Genomic DNA, 20,425 nt, shown 5'->3' with positions numbered 1-20,425 from the left:
TACGCCAATGGCAATGGCTTCTTGCTCCCCGAGTTGCGTTCGGTTATCTGCTCGCCATCGCCAACACTTCGCCACTCACGTCGGCCGCAAGCTGCATTTGCTCGGGCGTCAAAGTGGGATGCACCAGCCACATTAGGCTCGTTTCGCCTAGCGATCGTGCGACGGGTAATCGCTCCTGGGGTCGCCATCCCACATGGTCGAATGCTTTCTCCAGATACACCTCGGAACAGCTTCCTTGATAGCAGGGCACGCCCCGGGCGACAATTTCTGCTACGATACGGTCGCGATCCCAACCGTCCGTCAAATTTTCAGCGCGGACATAGGCGTATGCTTTATATTCCGCATGAACGTACCCCTCTCCGGCCGGCCGAGGCATGTAAACTATTCCTTCATCACCCGTAAACTCAGTCAGCGCATCCCGGAGCACAGCAGTATTGCGCGCTCGTGCGGCTGTCCATTCATGCATGCGGCGAAGTTGGATGCGGCCGATCGTCGCCTGCATTTCCAGCATGCGCCAGTTAGTACCAAAACTTTCATGCACCCATCGAAATCCCGGAGGATGAGCGCGCTCATAAACGGCCTCCCAGCTTTTGCCATGATCCTTATACGACCACATACGTGACCATAGGTCCGGGTCGTTGGTGGTAACCATTCCTCCCTCGCCCCCCGTGGTCATAATCTTGTCCTGGCAAAATGACCACGCGCCGACATGGCCAATGGCTCCAACGCTTAGCCCCTTGTAGCGCGCTCCGTGCGCCTGCGCGCAATCCTCGATTACTTTGAAGCCGTGTTTCGCCGCAAGTGCCATGATTGGGTCCATGTCGGCAGGCCAGCCCGCGAGGTGTACGATGATCGCTCCGCGCGTTCGTGGTGACAACACGTGTTCGATCGTTTCGGCCGAGATATTGCCGCTATCGCGATCGACGTCTGCAAACACCGGAACAGCACCTGCGTTGACCACGCAACTGACTGATGCAAGGAAGGTCCGCGGCGTGACGATTACCTCGTCGTGGGCGCTGCCCCCGTTAGCAGAACCGATGCGCAGACCGTGCAGAGCCAGGTCGAGTGCGACCGTGCCATTGGCCAGCGCGATGGCGTACTTGGTCCCGACCCACTCGGCAAACTCGCACTCGAAGGCCCGACATTCTTCACCCGTCCAGTAATTAACCTTGTTCGATCGCAAGACGTCCGCAACGGCGTCGACCTCCTCTTCGGTAAAGCTAGGCCAAGGAGCAAAATTTGTGTTCAGCATGACATTACCTTCTTAGAACCCGAGCCGGATTCCCAACCACAGTAACACCGGGGGGAACATCCTTTGTAACAACGGCACCCATGCCCACCACGGCATCGGCACCTATCGTCAGATTCTGCCGAATGACGGCGCCCGACCCGATATATGCGCGGTCGCCGATACGCACATTACCATTGCAGCGCACGCCCGGCGCAAAGGTCACGAAATCGCCGATCACACAATCATGCTCGACGTACGAGTAAAGATTGGCGTGAAAACAGCGTCCGATCCGAATGTTCGAGGTGAAGGTCACGAATGGAGAAACTAGAGCGCCCTCTGCAATTTCGACATCATCCATTACTACTACTTCTTTTGCCCAGATGGAAAGTAATGCCAATCCGGCCTCGTCGCACTTTCTGGCCATCTCGACCCGAACCGGGGGAGCCGCCACGGCGAGAGCCACATGCTTTTCTGATGCGTCCTCCATCAAAAAGCGGCTAAATGACCAAGCCGCATGACCGTTGATCGGACCCGCAGGCGCGCGGTCATCAATAAAAACGAGGTACGCGCTCGTTCCGCCCGAAAGCGTCCGTGCAAGCGGCATGATGCCGCGACCGCAACCGCCCGCTCCGTATATTCCGATCAGACGGGTCACGGCTTCGTCCCGTTTCCAGCGAACGGCGTCATCGTCGCCTCTCCCTTCGCGCTGATGCCGTCCCTTGTCACGACCTTGCGCACAGTCATCAGCAGAATCTTCAGATCAAGCGACAATGATCGATTGTCGACATACCAGACATCCAGCCTGAATTTGTCCTCCCAAGCCAAGGCATTGCGACCGTTAACTTGGGCCCAGCCCGTAAGCCCTGGCCGCACCTCATGGCGTCGCGCCTGTTCAGGACTGTAGAGCGGCAGATAGTCCATCAGTAACGGCCGAGGTCCCACGAGGCTCATATCGCCCCGCAGCACATTCCAAAGCCCTGGAAGCTCGTCCAAACTCGTGGAACGCAAAAAGCGCCCAAAAGGCGTTAAGCGTCTCTTATCAGGCAACGGCAGCCCATCAGCTCCGTACGCGTTAAGCATCGTACGAAACTTGAGCATCCGAAATGGCTTTCCGTGCAATCCAGGTCGTAGCTGGACAAACAGTAACGGCGAACCGATTGACAGGCGTACTGCAATTGCGATTATTAAGATTATGGGCGCGAGCAAACCTAGCATTGCCCCGGAAGCCAACAGGTCAAAGAGTCGCTTCAACTCTCAATCCTTCTGTCACCCAAGCCACCCATTTTGCGGCGAGGCGGTTCCGATCAAATTGGCGCTCCGCGAGGTCAAGCGCGCGATGACGCATTAGCTCAAGTGCCGCACGATCGTCCGCGGCGGCCTCTAATGAATCCGCAAAGGCTTCGGGATCGTCAGGCGGCACCGAAAAGCCACATTGATTCTCGTCAATCAAATCGGCTAGCCAACCAGGATAGTTGTTCAGAACGGGGAGACCTGCCGCGATATAGTCGAAGAACTTGTTTGGCGAAGTTCCGTAATAGAACGCTGGCACATTGGCCAGTACCTGTAATCCCACATCCGCTCCCGCCATTAGCCCCGCCAGGCTCCTCTTACTAATCGCATTGTGAAAGATCAAATTGCGCAGCCCCTCGCGTTCCGCGCGCGCCTGCAGTTTGGGTTTCAATTTACCCTCACCAAATAGCGCTATCTTGATATCGTCGCGCCCCCGGTCTTGCAAAACCCGCGCCACGTCCAGCACAGCATCCAATCCATTGGCCACTCCGTGTGTGCCGGTAAAGATGGCGAGCAAATCAGTGGGCAAAACACCTGCGGGACGCCAAGCAGCTAGGTCACCCCGGAAAATCTCGATATCACAGCCGTTTGGGATGATAGCGATGCGAGTTTCGCTGACGCCTCGAAGTGCAATTCCTCGCGCAATGCCCGGAGCCAACGCGACACAGCGCGCGGCGCTGTGATATGATGCCCACTCAAGAACAGACATCCCCGCTAAGATTCCCCGGTTTGTAATCACACCCATTTCGCGCGGAAGTTCTGGCCACAAGTCTCGCACTTCGAACACAAAGGGCTTACCACGCAACCAGCGCGCGCAAATCCCTGGAATCCCAGCGGTCAAAGGCGTGGTCGTAGCGAACACCATGTCGTACCTCTCCGTCATCACGACCTTGAGGCTCGAAAAAGCATACTTTGCAAACGTTAAAGTACGCGTGACGAAATTGTGTTCGTTTGCATAAGACAAATCGAATTCAATCACTCTAATTCCGTCGACTATCCCGCGCCGCGCACCCTTAAGAAACGGCCCTTCCAAACCGGTCTGACCGAGGCCATAGCTGCCGCACACCATTGTGACGTTGTGCCCGGCACGAATAGCGGCTCTCGCCATTTCATAGGATCGAATCCCAGCCGCACCGTTGGGTGTGGAGAAATGCTGATGGAAATACAGTATATGCATTAGAATGTTACGTGGGTCCGAATTGTGGCAGGGGGCGTAGTTTCTAGTTCGAGGACGGGAACGTCTTCGCGATGAAGGTAATAGCGGGATTCAGGTGCGCACGTGAGTTTGAGCGCTACGGGCCGGTCAGAGGAAAGGTTTAGCCGGATTTGGCCAAGCGATAGCGTGTTTCCCGATAGATTCCAATCCCCTGGGGCGAGCCGCCACCGAAGAACGGCCTTTCTGGCGCTCCCACTCAACTTGTCAACGCAGTCTAATCCATCCCGCCTAAGCACAACCTGCCGGTGGTGCTGCGCTCCCCACATATCCCTATAGCCTGCAGCAGCCGAGACGGCGTTCTCGCCGCATTTCTTCACCAAATCCACTCCCTCGGCTTTCAGCCAGGCCCCAAATAGAAATCGTCCGATCCGTGGCATCTGGTCGCGGTCATCGAATTCAATCGTATTATGGGCACTGGTTCCGCTGAACCAAACTCCATCGTCCCCTCCGTAACTGAATGACCCTGCGTCCCGAAGCAAGTTGCGACCGTTCAACCAAAGATCAAGATGCAACGCGTCTGCCTGGCTCGGACGGAAACGAAAGCGGGGATAACGAAGCAGGGCCATCGCCGCGCCCGCACGCAGGATATGAAATCCCCCTTCATCCAACGAGATGCTTTGTGGGGGAGGAAGTATGCAATCCGGAGGTCGCACCCCCAGCCATGCCAACTGCTGATCCCAAACACCAGAGGTCGGGATAGCCCGCGCATCAAGAAACAAAGCGGAAGCAAGCTGTAGAGAGGGCCGGAAGTCGCGGTAATCCGCATCAGTCAGCGAAAGCAATTTTGCACCATCATTCGCGCCAAGATTGGGGGCGTCACCGCTTTCCGTGACAACCATGTTCCGAAACCAGAGCGTCGCCAAGCGCATGCGCTCGTAAAGAGCTGGTGAAAATGCCGGTAAATTAAAAGCTCGTCGCCAAATTTCCGCGAGTGCGTATGTGTCAAGCATCAACCGATGATAAACAATCGAATATTGGCTAAAAGTTCCGTCAGACGCGATGAGTCGAACGGCTCGATCTTCGAGCCAGCGGCGACCAACTGCCGCTCTCCGCTCACCCTCGCGGCCACCAAGCCAGCTCCCGCCGATGAAGAGCGCCGCGGCTTCCGAAGTACCGTGATTGTTCGCTTGGCCAATTGCATAGCCGATCGTTGGGGCAATCCGCTTCAGATGCGCAGCAATAAAAGCACGCAAAGCTGGCGCAAGAGGTTTCATCTTCTTAAAGATCAATGCCGCGGTAGCTAATTGCATCACCCGAATTGACGCTTCTTGACCGCACTTCCAATTTACGCCCATATACGGTTGGTTGGCTTTAAACCAATCTTCAAGCCAAGCATTAAGACGCTCAAACTCGACTTCATCACCTAGAGCCGCTCGCTGCGCCATTGCGATAAGCCAATCGAACCGAGACGCTTCCCATATCGCCTTTATGTCGCCGATGGCGGTCGTGAAGTCAGGAATGCTTGACCAATGAGCGTGCTCATCCGCACGCGCGCCTGGGCGGAACGGATTGACGTGCCAGTCGGGAACACCGCTTAATGGAAAGCGGTGATAGCTGAAATAACTTAGGCTATCGCGCCACGTCTGCCGAGGTACAGCTTGCGATTTGCTGACCCCACAACACAGAAAAAAGGGCCCTGGAACCGTCCGGAATCGCGCGCGTAAAACCGGGTGAATCCGCAAGCGCAAGCCTATGCGATATGCGGCTACGCGTACAAGGTTAAGCGGGCCTAGCGCAAAGTAAGTGCTGAACCTACGAGCGAGCGAAATTTGTTCGGTCATGAAAGCAAATTGCGATCGCCAGAGCCCGGCCGAACCCTCAACCGCTCACCGTCGATGAGACTGCTTCTTGGCCCCGTTTTTGCGCTGAATACCTGCGCTAGCATGTACAGAATTGGAAAGCAAATGAACTGAGAGTAGAAATAGCTCTTCGCAAAAGAACCAAAATCAAGACGGATGAAGAACGCGACCCAAGGTATTAATATAGAATAAAAAGAAATTGCCAACGGAGTACCGCGCCAATTCTGAAAAAACCAGAAATTCAGTTTACCAAGAAGGAAGGACATAATTGCAAACATAGCAACGCATCCTATATATCCAAAATTATAATAAGCCTCTGTCGCCGAGAAGTACCCCATATTTCCACCAATAGATATAAATCTAGGATCAAAATACCTTTCCGTGTACTTCATACTAAGTGACTCTACACCACCATTAATCGCCGATGGCAACATGTAGGCAGGAACGTTCACATAACTTCCGCCGTAAAGAAATCCCTCTCGATCTATATTTGGTAGCTCGTCGTATAGAGTGCGAAATGGTGCCCCAAGTTCGTTGTCAGAAAAATCCAGCCAAGAAATTGAGGCATTATCTCTTATGAAATTAACTGTTGCCTCGACCCCCTCTGACGAAATAATTTGCCTATATTGAGCGAAGCTGGAAAGAATTAAAAATGCTGGTATGACAATTAAGGAAGACTTAATTACGCTAGGTCGAAAATATATTACCGAATATCCAGCAAAGATACCGCCAATAAGGAGAAATATCGGCCTGCGAATCCCGAGAAATGCGACGTAGGCGACGAAAAGGGCCAGTGCGGAATAGAGAAATATTTTTTCGAACCGGCCGCGTCGTTGGTAAATTTGGCGTACGCAAAAAATCGTGACCAACGAGGTCGCACAAACATAAAGTCCAATCTCGATCGGTCCCGCGTCGCGCTTCAGGAGTGCCCGGCCCGCATACCCTGCGCTTAGGTACGCTTCGAAGCCGACCGTTAATACGACCGCAACAAAACTTATTGCCAAGCCAATGAAGAACAAGGTGTAGCTTGCTCCGTACATCTGCCTTGGCGTCAGCGAATACCGGTCCGGGGGTCGCCCACCCGCGTCGGCCGGGGGAACAAAACGCACAAACATGAAACCCATTGCCAGCCCGAAATGACAAAGGGTGCAGATCAACAAGCCGCGGTTAACTAGATCAAGCGAAAGATCTTTGGGGGTCAAATGCACAAAAATAGGAACGTTAAGCGAGTAAACTGCGAAGGCCAATACAAAAAATATGTCGAGATGAACGACACCTGCACGGCGTGCGGTAATCTCAGCATAGCAAAATCCAAAGGCCGCAATCACGCAAACGATAGCACCGGCGAGAGGCATGCCCACTGCGGTAAGGATAGACGCCGCAATAGCTCCGAGTAGATATGCGAGAGCGCGAATTTGTGACGTATTATACATTGCGAAGTCTTTCTCTCGCCGTGCCAATCAGACGTGCTGGACTACCCCCAACGATTGCCCCTGCATCGACATCCGCGTTGACTACCGAGTTTGGCGCTATAATCGCTCCATCTCCGATAATGATCGGCCCGACTAGCACTGAGCCTGGACCAATTCTTACTCCATTTCCAATCGTCGGGACACCTCCTTTGCCGAGATTCCCGCCAATCAACACATTCGGCCCGATCGTCACATCGTCACCGATTCTGGCGCCACCATGAATAACGATCCCCAGCCCGCCGTAACCAAGGACTAGGTTTCGGCCAAACCTGACACCAGGCGAGATCTGACAGGAGAAACAAAGACGCACGAACACCGAAATGAGCTTAGCGAGCCCAATATTTCCGAGAAACGGATTCGAGATAGCTCGAGCAAGCAGGCGGATAACAGCGCTCATTTGAGGTGCTCCAATACGGGGAGAAAGCGGTTCACCGCATTACGAATGCTAAATTGATCAACCACAATTTCGCGACCAATACGGCATCTTGGTCTTCCTTCACCGACCCGGTCTATAGCGCTCGCTATTGCATTAGATATTTCAGTATCATCCTCTGCAATTATCCAATCTCCAGTATATTTTGCGCAATCTATCAATTCATTGTACGAATCGAGACGGTTAGTTACGATAATTTTGTCAAAGTATAGAGCTTCGAGAAGTGTCGCGCTTACCTGATCGGACTTCGGAAAATTCACGCAAATATCAGATTTAGAAATCAGGCCAAGGTATTCTATTCGATCAAGAGGCCTATCTATGAAGATAAATCTTTGATCCTGAAACTGGGATCTAACATAATCAAAGTATTTCCTATCTCCGTTCCCTATAGGGATAAAAACGTCAATGTCTCGGTCACCAATCGCGCCGGAAATAGCTGTGAGAACCTGATGAGTGCGATAATGCGGTGCCGCGTTGCGAATCAACAAGATCCTTAGTTTCTCGTCGGCAAATGACGCCGCCCGAGCCTCCACCTCAGCCAGTTGCTGCGCATCTACTCCGGTGTGAAACAGGGACGTCTTCTTCTCGAGTTTTGGGTCTAACTCGCTAATCTTATCGCGAGCAGCGATCGAAGTGACGGTGATCGCCGACGCGCCGAAGAGGACCGCGTACATCATCCGACGATAGAGAAAGCTCTGGGGTTGCAGAATTTCGCTACCGTAGATTGTCGCGATGTAACGGCGACCACTGAGCAACGCGGAAAATCCGTAACCAGAGGCCCCGTGCGCATGAATTGTGCTGTTACTCGGAAGCTTTCTCAGGAGCATACCGAGTGCAAAATAGCCAGAGAACTTTGAACGGGCCGCGACAGTGACCTCCTCTGGAAAGTCACCTCTAACCGGGTGGATTGAATAGAGCCGATTTACCGGCTCGCCACACAGCTCATAAATATTTCGCCAAGTTTGAAGGTGAAATGATGCCGCATTGCCTAGGAAAATCATTTTTCGCACTTCTTCTCAAGGAGGAAAGCCGCCCCAATTGCCGCAAAGCCCGAGAAAGCAGTTAACGCTAAGAAGAGAGTCCACTCGGTTTGCAGATAGCCTACCAATCGCACCGTGGCAGACACAGCCCACGTGGCAAACAACACGGTGTAGAATTCTCTTGATAAAAGATATACATGTATATAAGCCAATAATGCTTGGCCAAGAAAAAATATTGATAAGTAAAATGTGAACGAGGTAACAGGTGATTCATCTGATATACCTATTGACTTTGATAATATATTAATCCCCAGAAAAATTCCTAATCCAGCAAAAGACGTGGTTAAAAATGATATAGCACAAAATCTATTGAAACCGCCATCTTTTAGGAAGTTGCGTAGCGAAGTTGCCTGAGACTTAAATAAAGTCGGCCTACGGACTTCGAGTAGAGAAATCACGATTGCATAGACAGACGTGCAGTAAGAAAATACTAAGAGATACTCCTGCAAATAACTCTTAATTCCACCAATACCTGATGAGAACACCAAGCGATCAGACATTACGTTCAACGCAATAAGCCCCGAGTGCGCCGACATTAGAAGCATACCCCGCTTGTCGGAGAACAAGGTCCGTGTCATATCGGGTCTGCCTTTGTACAGCAGGATTATCGTACAGGGGAAGGTAATTGCAAGTACACAAATCGACGGTAGAATAAAGCGATCTGCGTCCAATCCGAAATTGATATACAAGATTCCTGCTACGGTAATTTCAATCACAAGAGATAGAATTATAATTCCATAGGCTTTAGCGACCTGCCCCTTTGTTATTTGAAGATTAAAGAGAATCCTTTCGTTTCCTCTGTATGCAAGGTAGAACAATACAGATATAAAGAATATCCAATTTCCACCATTTAATATTGCAAAGGAGCCTGAAATAATTATTGTTACGATTTGAATTATAAAAAATATTGTTGTATTAATACCACCTTCTTTCCAAGTAACAACTTGTGCTGAGTAATTAATACATCCGTGAATTGCTACAAGAAATAATATAGAATTCAGGAGAAAAAACGTATCGCCTGAAAAGAAACTTGCAGTCAACTGAATCGATATTAGGCCAAGCCCCATCGTTGCGAGCTTGAGCGCAAAGATTCTTATTGCCTGACCGCCCAAGTTCCCGGCCAAGCGAAAAGAAAGCAGCTCAACTCCCCTAAATATGCGTCGAATATCATTCAAGACCAAACTCCACGGGTATCGACTATATAACCGCGTGGCGAAGCCATCCCTCGAAATTCGCGATGGTCGACTAGTAGAACATGGACATCGCCCCGCGCTCGCGCCGATGCCTCATCCACCAACTCCACCCCGCGTAGAGAGTTTGGAACTCTTTCTATGTTGGGCTCAACCACAAGCACGCTGCCCGAATGCGTCGCCGCGAGTCTTTGCACGATCGATAGCGCCGGACTCTCCCGCAGATCGTCGATGTCGGCTTTAAATGCTAGGCCATAGCAAGCAATTGTCACCTCATCGGTGCTAATGCCCGAATTGTTATCAAGATGACAGGTAACGGCCTGCCGTATCTTGTCCAAGACCCAAAGGGGCTTTTTGTCGTTCACCTCCCTTGCGGCGCGAATCAAGTGAGTATGTTCAGGCGAGCTCGACACGATAAACCACGGATCCACTGCGATGCAGTGTCCTCCTACACCGGGTCCTGGCTGCAATATGTTTACGCGTGGATGGCGATTGGCGAGGGAAATCAGCTCCCACACGTCAATGCCTAACCCATCACAAACTATTGACAGCTCGTTCGCAAACGCAATATTGACATCCCGGAAGCTGTTTTCCGTCAGCTTAGCCAATTCGGCTGTGCGCGCATCCGTTACGACGCATTCGCCTTCAACGAATATCCGATACAGGTTGCAGGCTTCTGCCGAGCATGCCGGCGTCAACCCGCCTATGACGCGGTCATTAGTTACGAGTTCCTGCATCACCTTGCCTGGAAGTACCCGCTCCGGACAGTGGGCAATGCGAATGTCGGAGGCCGCCCCCGCGTGTTGAGGAAAAGTTAAATCCGGGCGTTCCTCCGCCAGCCACGACGCCATCTGCTCAGTTGCACCTACGGGAGAGGTCGATTCGAGCACGACCAAGTTGCCTGAACGCAGGACGGGAGCGATTGCCCTCGCCGCCGCCTCTATGTACGCGATATCTGGTTCGTGATTCTGCTCTTTAAAGGGCGTTGGCACCGCAATCAGAAATGCATCGGCAGGTTGCGGAGTTAATGCTGCAGACAGACAGCCTCTGGCCACAGCAGCATGAACCACTTCATCGAGATCTGGTTCGACAATATGGATGGCGCCGCTGTTGATCGTGTCAACGGTGGCGGGATTGATATCGATACCGATTACCCTGCACCCCTTGGAGGCGAACATGGCCGCCGTTGGCAAGCCGATATATCCAAGTCCAATGACCGATATGGTATCGAATTTTTGCATCATATCCCTTGCTTTTCATTGAGTTGAACGAACCACTGTCGAATAAAAGACAGGATCCGTTGGGCAGCCTGTCCGTCACCGTAAGGGTTATGAGCGAAGCTCATCTTTTCGTAAGCTGCGCGATCATCAAGCAGCTCGCAGACACTTTCAACGATTAAGCGGGTGTCGGTCCCGACTAGTTTAACGGTGCCCGCCTCGACGGCCTCGGGCCGTTCAGTTGTGTCCCGCATAACGAGAACCGGCTTCCCGAGCGATGGCGCCTCCTCTTGGATACCGCCGGAATCTGTGAGAATAATTGAGGCGCGATTCATCAAATAGACAAATGGCAAATAATCCTGCGGCGAAATGAGGCGCACATTGGGCTGAGCGGACAAGAGCCGTTCGACTGGTTTTTTGACATTGGGGTTGAGATGCACCGGGTACACTATCTCGACATCGGGTCTCTGGGCAAGCTGCGCGAGGGCCGCGCAGATACGCTCGAATCCACCGCCGAAGCTCTCACGACGATGCCCCGTGACCAAAATTAGGCGCCGCTTCTCATCGAGGTTGAATTGTCTCGATAATTCAGCTTCCAACGTTGGATTACTTTCGATACGTTGGGCAATCTCTTGGAGAGCGTCGATTACCGTGTTTCCTGTCACGTGTACACGATCAGGGGGGATATTTTCAGCCACTAAGTTAGCCTGCGAGCGCTCCGTCGGCGCGAAATGAAGACTTGCTATTGCGCCAACCACCCTCCGATTCACTTCTTCAGGCCAAGGAGACCAATTGTTCCCGGTACGTAGACCTGCCTCAACGTGGCCGACCGGTATGCGCTGGTAGTAAGCCGCAAGTGAGGCAGCCAATGTCGTAGAGGTATCTCCATGAACAAGTACGATGGCCGGCTGAAATTGCAAAAGGACAGGCCGCAGTCCACTTAGAACACGCGATGTTATGTCGGTGAGATCTTGCCCAGGCATCATTAAGTCAAGATCATAATCAGGGGTAATCCTGAACAACTCTAATACCTGATCAAGCATTCTCCTGTGTTGAGCAGTAACACAGACCCGGGCGTCGATTTCGGCGGCCTCGGATAGTTGCTGGATAAGAGGTGCCATTTTAATCGCTTCGGGGCGAGTGCCGAAGACCGTCAGAACCTTAAGGTCGGCTGGCATGTAACTGTTCCTCATTCGGTTTTACTATTGGGTCAGGGGATGCGGGATAAAAAGCCCTTGCCATCGCGCTAAGACATAACGACGACCGATTCGGATGCTCTCCCAGGAGGCATTCATGGGAACCGGCGTCATTTCCCACTATACTCTCGAAACCATGCAACGAACTTGGCGATGCCGTGACGAAAATCGGTGTCGGGGCGGTAGCCAGTCAACCGTTCAAGCAGCGACGCGTCTGCCAAAGTCGCGGGTACGTCTCCGGCATGCATGGGCATGTAATTGCGTATCGCCTCAACCCCCAGCGCCTCCTCAATCGCCTGTATGAAGTCGAGGAGGCGAACCTTTTCATTGTTGCCAATGTTGACGATGCGAAACGGCGCGACCGGACTCAATGAGTCTCCCTCAAAGATATCGGTGCGAAACCCGGGGCGCTTTGGAGCTACATCAATCAGCAGGCGAATGCCCTGGACAAGATCGTCTACGTACGTGAAATCGCGATACATCTCGCCATGGTTGTATATATCGATTGCGCGCCCCTCGAGTATGGCGTCCACGAATTTGTAAAGCGCAAGGTCGGGGCGACCCCACGGGCCGTAGACCGTGAAAAATCGAAACATTGTGGTCGGTAGGTTCCACAAATGCGCATAGGCGTGCGCCATCGATTCATTGGCCTTCTTTGTCGCCGCGTAGATGGAAAGCTGCGTGTCGGCTTTCTGGGTCTCGATGAACGGCATATTATCATTGGCGCCGTATACGGACGATGTCGATGCCATAAGCAAGTGGCTCACCGACCGTCGGCGCGCCGCCTCCATGACGTTGAAGGTTCCGATGACATTGCTGTCGAGATAGGCCCGCGGGTTTTCGATGCTGTAGCGGACCCCGGCCTGCCCTGCGAGATGGACGACCACGTCGGGGTCGAATGTGTCGATCGTCGCGTCGAGTAACACCTGGTCCTCCAGCATACCTACCGTCACTGAGAAATTCGGGTGCTGGAGCAGCTGCTGGTGGCGATTATGCTTTAACTGTATGTCATAGTAATCAGTTAGACCGTCGTACCCCGCGACTGCGAAGCCCTCGTCGAGTAATAACTTAGCGAGGTGAAAGCCGATGAATCCGGCGGTGCCGGTCACGAATATCTTGCGCTGCACGAAAAATCCTCAGTTCGGGTCAACACCGGCCGTAACGCGCCATGCAACGACAAGTGCTCACTTATTTCCCGTCGTCTGTGCCAGTGAGATATTGCGGAAATAAGCATCAATGCCCGCTGAATCATCCGGCAGAACGACGTCTATCGATAGCCAGTACCAGCGGCACACGCTTTCAGGAATGATGAATGACTTAGCATGCTGGCCGGCCGTGAGCGAAATGGGCTGAATCGGCGCAGCTCTCTCCCCTGACTCGGCGCAACTAACGCGCGCGCGCAAGGGCGACGGAGTAATGGGCATCGAAGCCGATAAAGACCAACCCAGCCGATAGTTCCCAGGGGGCAAGGACACAAGCTGTCGTGCAGCGAAACCGCGCGCTCCGCTAATAGCAGAGACAAGGAGGCTTTTGCTCCTGTCGTCAATCGATGCCCCCAGCGTTCCCGACACCGCAAGCTGCCAGTCAAACGGCGGCAATTCGGGCTGCCGTCCGAATCCCCCATCTGACAACAGATTGCCGGAGCGGGTTTCGCGCGCCAGGTCCAATCCCTCGTACAAGGCTCGGGCGGCGTCGAAGTGGCCACGATTAGTCAGTTCGATTGACAAAGCGCGGTCCCAGCGGCTGACGTTTGTTTGCCGCCACGGCTGCTTTGCAACTGCAATGCGCAGCTTGGCGGCGTTAAGAAGGCTGGCGGGGCGCTGGACGACCTGGTGCCAATAGCTCTCGGACCAACTGGGCGCCGAGCCGATAACCGGAGTGAGCGCCGCGACAGCGCCCTCCCTTGCCGTCGCTTCGGCCATTGCGCTGACATAGGCGACACGCAAATCATTGTTGGTCAGGACCGATCGTGACAGCCAATGGAAAAAAGCCCGGTCGTCGCCGCGAAGGGCCGCGGCTGTGATCTGCTCTTCGTTGAGCAGCGAATTGCGGCGTGTCAGGTCGCCAACTTGTGTCAGCAGAGATTGCCGCGTCTCGCCTTCGGGCATTGTGGCGACAATGAGGCTGAGCGCAGTGGAAGATAGCGGCTCCGCGCGATATGCGGCGCGTGCAAGATCGAGCTCTGCATTGGACGGAGCCGCTTGCGGATCCTTGAGCGTTCGGACGCCATAGGTCATCATGGCAAAATTGGCGTTCGCCGATCCCCTCGGAGCGAGCCCAACCGCGTGGGCTGCCGCGGGAGCTTTCACCTCGTTCGCGATAATATAGCTCGTCGCGCCCACCCAAATGGCGAAGGCGCTCGCTGCCACCCACCCGGCTGTGAGAAGTGCTTTCACTTTTCCGCCTCAAACGCTCAATCGACCCACGCGTTAGGTTTTACTTCCGTCACCATAGCTGTAACCGTAACCATAACCGTAGCCATAACCGTAAACTTGGTTGCGGGCGCCAACTTTAGTGACAATAGCGCCGAACAGCTTCGCACCCGCCATGCGAAGACGCGTTAGCGCAGTTGCGATCGCGCGACTCTTAGTTGCGTTAGCTTCTATCGTGAAGAGGACACCTTCAACATGACGCGCTATCAGGGGTGCATCCGCGAGGCCCAGCAAAGGAGGCGAGTCAATGAGAACATGATCGTAGCTCGCGAGTAAGCTCTTGATCAGCATGGGCAGGCGTTCGCTGCCCAGAAGTTCGGCGGCGTTGGGGGGCAACTGACCCGCCGTAATGATGGACAGACCATACTTAGGCAGCTCGACGATCATTGAATTCAAGTCATCGTTACCAGATAAATAATGGCTGAGCCCGCTCTTATTCGAAAGGTCAAGATAGCGATTGAGAGAGGGGTTTCGGATGTCGGCGTCAACGAGAATTACCGACTTGCCCTTCGCTGCGAGCACCGTTGCGACGCCGAGCGCAGAATTACTCTTTCCTTCTTTCGGCCGGGAAGAAGTCAGCATAATCGAACGAGGAGCGCCGTGCTCAGTAAGGAAAGTAAGGTTCGTCATTAACGAAAAATAAGCTTCGTAAATTGCTGACTTTTTATCCAGAAGTGCCTCTGCGACCGTCTGGTCAAGCACCTCAGGGATTGCACCGAGAAGTGGCAGACCAAAACGTCCAATCACTTCTTGAGGATCACGAACCGAACTATCGATTTTTTCAAGTATAAGGATCAGACCAGCAGCAAGTGCCCCGCCTGCGAGGAGAGCAAGCATGAGATTCAATCCCAGCGAAGGGCTGGAAGGTTTGTCCGCGATCTTAGCGCGGTCAACTACTGCGATATTGTTAGTGCCGACCCCTGCGGCTCCGATCTCCTTATAGCGCTGGAGCAGACCGTCATACAGTTGGCGGTTAGAATCCACATCTCGCTGAAGAATAGCCATCTGTATAGACTCGCGCTGTTGAGCGTTATAATCTACGGTCAGGCGATCAAGTTCAGCTTCGAGATCGCGCTCGCGCTTGACGGCTGCATTATACGCTTCCCGATTGCCTTGGGTGGAACGAGCAGTTTCCGCGGCGATACTGCGGTCTAGGTTATCCACCTGAGCGCGCAAAGAGACGATGCCCGGATAGTCATCTCCGAATATGGTGCGCATACGAGCCAATTCGGCAGCCGCCTCTGCACGCTTTTGCCGCATCGCTCCTACCGCCGGCGCATTGACCTGGGCAGCGCCCGTCTGCGTATTAGCAAGCTCCGCCTCGGCGGCGATGCGTAGTTGCCGAGCCTCGGCCAACGCCTTGCTCACCGCCTCGATATCCGACCCCACCAAAGTTCGCGTCTTTGTCTGTCCGTTAGCGTCTGTTTCAGAGGAAATGGTTACGATGCCTTTGTTAGTCGCGTAATTAATTAGGGCCCGCTCTGAGACCTCGAGATTTTGCCGGAGCGTGGTTAGACGCGCTTCGAGATACTTGCGTGCATCAGATGTCGCGGCGAAGCGGCGGTCTATGCTAGCTTGGACGAACTGGGTGACCCACAGATCCGCGAGCTTCGCCGACAGTTGTGGGGACGGTGTTGCGAAGCTGACGTCGACCAAGCTCGACGAGCGCACCGGAGATATTTGAAGGTGCTGAAGAAGAATCTCCGCAGCACGCTTACTGATGTTGCGCCGCTGCTGGCTGGTCATGCCGGCTTCGGGCGAGGTTAACTTGAAAGCGGTATTGAACGCTTGATCAGCAGTTAAGTTACCCGCGCGAACGACGCGCTCAGCTAGCGAACGCGATTGCAGTAATGAATATTGTGTATTGTAAAATGCTGCCTCATTAACCGGCGCACGATCACGTTCGCCCTGAATCGATGTCGCGACCGGCGCATCGGGTAAAATCTCGATCCGAGCTGTCGAGGTGTACTGAGGTGTCGCAAGAAAGGTGGCAAGAAGCCCTAAGATGAGGCACCCAGCAATTATGCCTAGCACCCAGTTGCGATGGCCGAGCACAGCAGCGAACGTTCTTTCGAGAACAGGCAGCCCATCGCGACCTTCGTCATAGCTCGCATAAGGCATTTGCGCGTAGGGCGATGAGAGGGAATCGCGCGTGGCGGCCAAGTCATTCATGTTGCGATCCGTTCTCAGGTTAAACTTCGCGGGCCAGCAGGATTATGGGTGACAGCAGCGCGGGGAAAGTCTGGAGAATATCCTTGAACATGCGTCGCTGCGGAGAGTCACCAACAATCACGACATCGTTCGGGAAAATTTCCGGATCGGCGTAATTGCCACGGCGGATGCCTTCCAAATTATAGATTCCGACATATTTTTTGTTGCCGACGTCGCGGAAAACAACGACGTCTTCGAGCTTGGCAAATTCAGTCGTACCACCCGCCAGCGCGACCGCGCGCATCAGGGTCATTCGACCGACGACGGGATAGGAGCCTGCCTTATTCACCTGACCGTCGACTGTCACCGACATCGACTGGATGGCTAACTGACTTGTCGGTGACTTGAAATTAACCGTAACTTGAGGATCCCGCACATAACGGCCGATCAGCTTGCTGCGAATTTCGCTCGCGATCATGTCCGGCGTCTTGCCCGCCGCAGCCACAGCCCCCACCAGCGGAAAAGCAAAATTCCCTTGACCATCGGTCATAATGTCGCGCTGCATTTCGGGTACATTAAAGACTTCCACGCGCAATTCCGTAAAAGGCCCAATAAAAGCGGTCCGGCTTGAATGAACGACATCGGCCGCCTCCGGCCTCGGCAGTTCGGCGAGTTTGGTAACCGGACTATCAGGGGCGCTCGCGACCGGAGGCGCATTCTTAGCGCACCCTGCAAGAACCACGATGCCTAGAGCGAAGATGAAGCGGAATTGGGCCATGAGACTTATAAGATATCCAGCTGCTTCGATGATACGGATGCTATAGAGGCTCGAGGCAAGCCCGCAAGCTTAAACCCTCTGGACACGCGCGGAAGCCGGACAGCACACCAATGTTATCAACATGATAATCATAACCTGTAACGACGGCACGCGAAGGGGATAATCGACAAGGCTAGCCGCTGCTAAAATGAACATTATCACGAGAACTGGAAGCCGCATGTCACCTCGGTAACTCTTTGCGAGATTGCGTACGCCGATCGACAGGAATCGGCGAGCAACCCAAACAACGGCCGAGATGAGGATCAACACCATCGGCAACCCACCTGTTAGCGGGACCTCGGCCCAATCATTGTGGGCGTGGTTGAAATAAAAAGGGCTAAGCAGAGCGTCGGGCTCAAACATCTCGTATGCATCTGGAAATGATCCCATTCCGCTTCCCGTGACCCAAAATTTTTCGATCATGGACAATACGGTCGGCCACGCCTCAGCGCGCATATCAACGCCTGCGCCGGGGTCCGTTAACCGACTGAGCGCGGTTACTCGGTCGGAGAGTCCGATTACTGTTGCCAATAACATGATGAGTAAAACTGGCGGCAAATAAACGAGAAAGCGCCAAATTCCGGGCACACCTACTGGAGCCTCAACCTCGCGGCGCCTCAGGGGCTTCGCGTGCCACACGGAAATCAACATGAAATATCCTATGGAGAATCCGGCGACACCCGCGACGAAACCCGCGCGCGAGCCGATGAGCGCCGTTAGAGCAGTAAATGTCAGAAGTGCAAGAACGAGAGCAATCTGCGCGCCCCTGCTTTGACGGTTACGCATCCTTTCATCGCGCAGCAGCGCCGCCGCAATCACCGTCGCGCAGGCCAGAAAAACAGCATTGTGGTTGCGGTTTGCGAACAGCCCCACCATCGCACCCGAATTTGTGATCCGATAGAGATAGGCGGCGCCTTCCGTCCCCGACAAAAGCTGAAAGAAGCCCAGCAGAGAGCTTACTGCGGCAGCCGCGACGATCGCGAGCATCAATCGCGGATGGTCCTCGGTATCGAGCGTTGCCGCGAGGAGAAGCGCGGCCAACGGAACGGACATTGCAAGCAAGCTGTTCCAGGTTTGCGATGGCGTCAGTGAAATCGGCCGCCAAAGGTCGGGTTGACCCAGTAGCCGATCGATTTCAATGATGGTCTCGCGACCCGGGAGCGCGTGCCACACGGCAGGGGGAAGCGGGATCAGTTGAAATGCAATCCACGCGGTTAGCAGCACGAGCAAAATTAAGGGCGCGCGGATGCGCTTCCAATCATCGGCCGTTAATCGCGTAGCCGCCCAAAATGCGGCCAAAACGGCTACGGCGCGCAGTAAAGGCAGAGAAGCAATATCTGAACGAGATCCTCCACCCACGAGGAATGTAAAGATCAGGAAAAGTATAGGAATTGAGGCCGGTAAAGCCGCGCCAAAAGCCGGTCTTGAGATAGGAGCTGCAACCGCTTGTCTATTCATAATCCGCTTTTCTTGTCTTCAATAATGCGGGCTTGGCAGCCATTGCGCGGGGCTTAGACGTTCGATTCCGGGGTGACAAGCGCGATAAGGCGGATTGCACAAAAGCGGCGGTGAGATTGGGCTGCCTGATCCCGCTGTCGTCCGGCTAGTTTGCGTCATGCGGCGGCACGCGCCAGATTCTCACGCGCGAAAAGGAACCAACGCTGGTCGCTCTCGAGCCCAAGCGCCGCCAGCGTTCCGCTGCGAAACGCGCCGAGATCGACTCCGATGCGATTTCCTTGCTCATCGGGCTCTGCCGTGATGCTGTGGCCATGCACGATCATCTTTCCATGATCGGCCAGATTGTCGAGAAAGTCATCGCGAATCCAGCGAAGGTCAGAGAGTGATTGCTTTTCGAGAGGGATCCCGGGACGGATGCCCGCATGGACAAAGGCATAATCCCCAATCTCGATAACATCTTCCCCCGTTCCCAGAAATGCGACATGCGCGTGCGGAACGAGCCGAGGCAACCGTTCGGCAACCTCTTCGAAGCTCGCTTCGGCAAGACTTTCTTCATCGCCCCAATAGCTTGCTACCGTGGCATCGCCGCCGATGCGCATGAAATAGCGCAGACGCCGAGCGTCACCAGTCAACGCCGCAAGGAAGCACTCCTCGTGATTGCCGATAAGCAATCTTGTATCCGGAAATTCTTTGCGTAGCCGCATCGCGCGCTCGACAACCTCAGCCGATTGCGGCCCGCGATCAACAAGATCGCCGAGGAGAATGATTGTCACCTGCGCCGCGCCGCGTGCGGCATTATCGGCGCGGATCAAATCGAGAATTCCTGCGAAGAGATCGTCGCGACCGTGAATGTCACCAATTGCGTAGACGCGCTGCCCTTCAGGGATCGAAAAGCCGCTGCGCGCTGGTTGAGCAGGCTTGCTTTTGCGCTTCCAAAACATGATCAATCAGACCGATCTATCATAATTCCATGAGACATCTGGCCGAAAACAGGGCCTTGCGAGCGAAACCTGCCCCTACCTCCCCCAGTCGGCCGTGGCAATATACGCGGGACAGGCGAGATACGCGGGACAGGCGAGAGCGTTGCAGTGAGGGCGAACACAAAGAGAATTTTAAGTTGTCCAGGCGGCTGATTCCCATCAGTGAGGTCGAAGCCAGGCTGCGCACCGAGAATATATACCGCCTTGCCCGAACGGAAACGATCGCAAGCTCGCCGGTGCGGCTGGCCTACCCTTCGCCCGATAGAGAACGCCCGGCTGCTACGCGGGCGGAGAATGCTTGCTTTGGCAGTATCCACTTCGCCGGCATACCTGAGTTGACGTCACTGACGGTTTAGCCGCTCTTATGCACCAAGGGGTGTCTGAGCGGTAGGCGGGAGTAGCGTAAAGCTCTGTTCTGAAGTAAGAAATTGGGTGTCTAAGCCGTCCCTGCTCCGGGACAGAAATTGCCATAGGCTACACCCGCCATGACCGACGTTACCTCA

At 54.0% G+C, this 20,425-nt stretch carries 17 protein-coding genes; all 17 read right to left on the bottom strand.

Going from position 1 to position 20,425, the window contains the following annotated elements:
* Positions 1 to 43: 43 nt before the first annotated feature.
* Positions 44 to 1,252 carry a DegT/DnrJ/EryC1/StrS family aminotransferase gene (locus tag B5X69_RS17205; RefSeq protein WP_079639830.1) on the bottom strand — a complete coding sequence of 403 codons (1,209 nt, stop codon included), beginning with the start codon at positions 1,250 to 1,252 and terminating at the stop codon, positions 44 to 46.
* A gap of 4 nt (positions 1,253 to 1,256) precedes the next feature.
* Positions 1,257 to 1,886 carry an acetyltransferase gene (locus tag B5X69_RS17200; RefSeq protein WP_079639829.1) on the bottom strand — a complete coding sequence of 210 codons (630 nt, stop codon included), beginning with the start codon at positions 1,884 to 1,886 and terminating at the stop codon, positions 1,257 to 1,259.
* On the bottom strand, positions 1,883 to 2,446 hold the full coding sequence (locus B5X69_RS17195; RefSeq protein WP_245798788.1) for a sugar transferase: 564 nt from the start codon (positions 2,444 to 2,446) through the stop codon (positions 1,883 to 1,885). Before B5X69_RS17195 ends, B5X69_RS17200 begins: the two co-directional genes overlap by 4 nt.
* A 19-nt stretch (positions 2,447 to 2,465) precedes the next feature.
* Positions 2,466 to 3,698: a glycosyltransferase family 4 protein gene (locus tag B5X69_RS17190; protein WP_079639827.1), complete on the bottom strand. Its 1,233-nt coding sequence runs from the start codon at positions 3,696 to 3,698 to the stop codon at positions 2,466 to 2,468.
* Complete coding sequence (locus tag B5X69_RS17185; RefSeq protein WP_079639826.1) at positions 3,698 to 5,518, bottom strand: heparinase II/III family protein; 1,821 nt, start codon at positions 5,516 to 5,518, stop codon at positions 3,698 to 3,700. Before B5X69_RS17185 ends, B5X69_RS17190 begins: the two co-directional genes overlap by 1 nt.
* On the bottom strand, positions 5,515 to 6,969 hold the full coding sequence (locus tag B5X69_RS17180) for an oligosaccharide repeat unit polymerase (protein ID WP_079639825.1): 1,455 nt from the start codon (positions 6,967 to 6,969) through the stop codon (positions 5,515 to 5,517). The genes B5X69_RS17185 and B5X69_RS17180 overlap by 4 nt, the downstream gene beginning before the upstream one ends.
* The gene (locus tag B5X69_RS22490; RefSeq protein ID WP_079639824.1) at positions 6,962 to 7,405 is read right to left on the bottom strand and encodes a serine O-acetyltransferase; all 444 of its coding nucleotides are present in this window, start codon (positions 7,403 to 7,405) and stop codon (positions 6,962 to 6,964) included. The genes B5X69_RS17180 and B5X69_RS22490 overlap by 8 nt, the downstream gene beginning before the upstream one ends.
* Positions 7,402 to 8,442: a glycosyltransferase family protein gene (locus B5X69_RS17170; protein ID WP_139375848.1), complete on the bottom strand. Its 1,041-nt coding sequence runs from the start codon at positions 8,440 to 8,442 to the stop codon at positions 7,402 to 7,404. Before B5X69_RS17170 ends, B5X69_RS22490 begins: the two co-directional genes overlap by 4 nt.
* The gene (locus B5X69_RS21080) at positions 8,439 to 9,656 is read right to left on the bottom strand and encodes a hypothetical protein (protein WP_139375847.1); all 1,218 of its coding nucleotides are present in this window, start codon (positions 9,654 to 9,656) and stop codon (positions 8,439 to 8,441) included. Before B5X69_RS21080 ends, B5X69_RS17170 begins: the two co-directional genes overlap by 4 nt.
* The gene (wecC, locus tag B5X69_RS17165) at positions 9,653 to 10,912 is read right to left on the bottom strand and encodes a UDP-N-acetyl-D-mannosamine dehydrogenase (protein WP_217699146.1); all 1,260 of its coding nucleotides are present in this window, start codon (positions 10,910 to 10,912) and stop codon (positions 9,653 to 9,655) included. The genes B5X69_RS21080 and wecC overlap by 4 nt, the downstream gene beginning before the upstream one ends.
* Positions 10,912 to 12,066: a non-hydrolyzing UDP-N-acetylglucosamine 2-epimerase gene (wecB, locus tag B5X69_RS17160; protein WP_079639847.1), complete on the bottom strand. Its 1,155-nt coding sequence runs from the start codon at positions 12,064 to 12,066 to the stop codon at positions 10,912 to 10,914. Before wecB ends, wecC begins: the two co-directional genes overlap by 1 nt.
* 128 nt (positions 12,067 to 12,194) lie before the next feature.
* On the bottom strand, positions 12,195 to 13,211 hold the full coding sequence (locus tag B5X69_RS17155) for an NAD-dependent epimerase/dehydratase family protein (protein ID WP_079639821.1): 1,017 nt from the start codon (positions 13,209 to 13,211) through the stop codon (positions 12,195 to 12,197).
* A 57-nt stretch (positions 13,212 to 13,268) separates the two neighbouring features.
* Complete coding sequence (locus B5X69_RS17150) at positions 13,269 to 14,324, bottom strand: hypothetical protein (protein WP_139375846.1); 1,056 nt, start codon at positions 14,322 to 14,324, stop codon at positions 13,269 to 13,271.
* Between the two features lie 189 nt (positions 14,325 to 14,513).
* Positions 14,514 to 16,688 (bottom strand): GumC family protein, encoded by a 2,175-nt coding sequence (locus B5X69_RS17145; protein WP_079639819.1) that lies wholly within the window; start codon positions 16,686 to 16,688, stop codon positions 14,514 to 14,516.
* Between the two features lie 19 nt (positions 16,689 to 16,707).
* The gene (locus tag B5X69_RS17140; protein WP_139375845.1) at positions 16,708 to 17,445 is read right to left on the bottom strand and encodes a polysaccharide biosynthesis/export family protein; all 738 of its coding nucleotides are present in this window, start codon (positions 17,443 to 17,445) and stop codon (positions 16,708 to 16,710) included.
* A gap of 69 nt (positions 17,446 to 17,514) precedes the next feature.
* Positions 17,515 to 18,942, bottom strand: coding sequence for an O-antigen ligase family protein (locus B5X69_RS17135; RefSeq protein WP_079639818.1), 1,428 nt, complete (start codon positions 18,940 to 18,942; stop codon positions 17,515 to 17,517).
* Between the two features lie 155 nt (positions 18,943 to 19,097).
* Positions 19,098 to 19,883, bottom strand: a complete 786-nt coding sequence (locus tag B5X69_RS17130; protein ID WP_079639817.1) for a metallophosphoesterase family protein — start codon at positions 19,881 to 19,883, stop codon at positions 19,098 to 19,100.
* Positions 19,884 to 20,425: the final 542 nt, after the last annotated feature.

Source organism: Sphingopyxis flava, assembly GCF_900168005.1.
GTDB classification, from domain to species: Bacteria; Pseudomonadota; Alphaproteobacteria; order Sphingomonadales; family Sphingomonadaceae; genus Sphingopyxis; species Sphingopyxis flava.
Note: the sequence above shows the minus strand (reverse complement) of the source record. Positions and strands in the feature narration are given on the sequence as shown.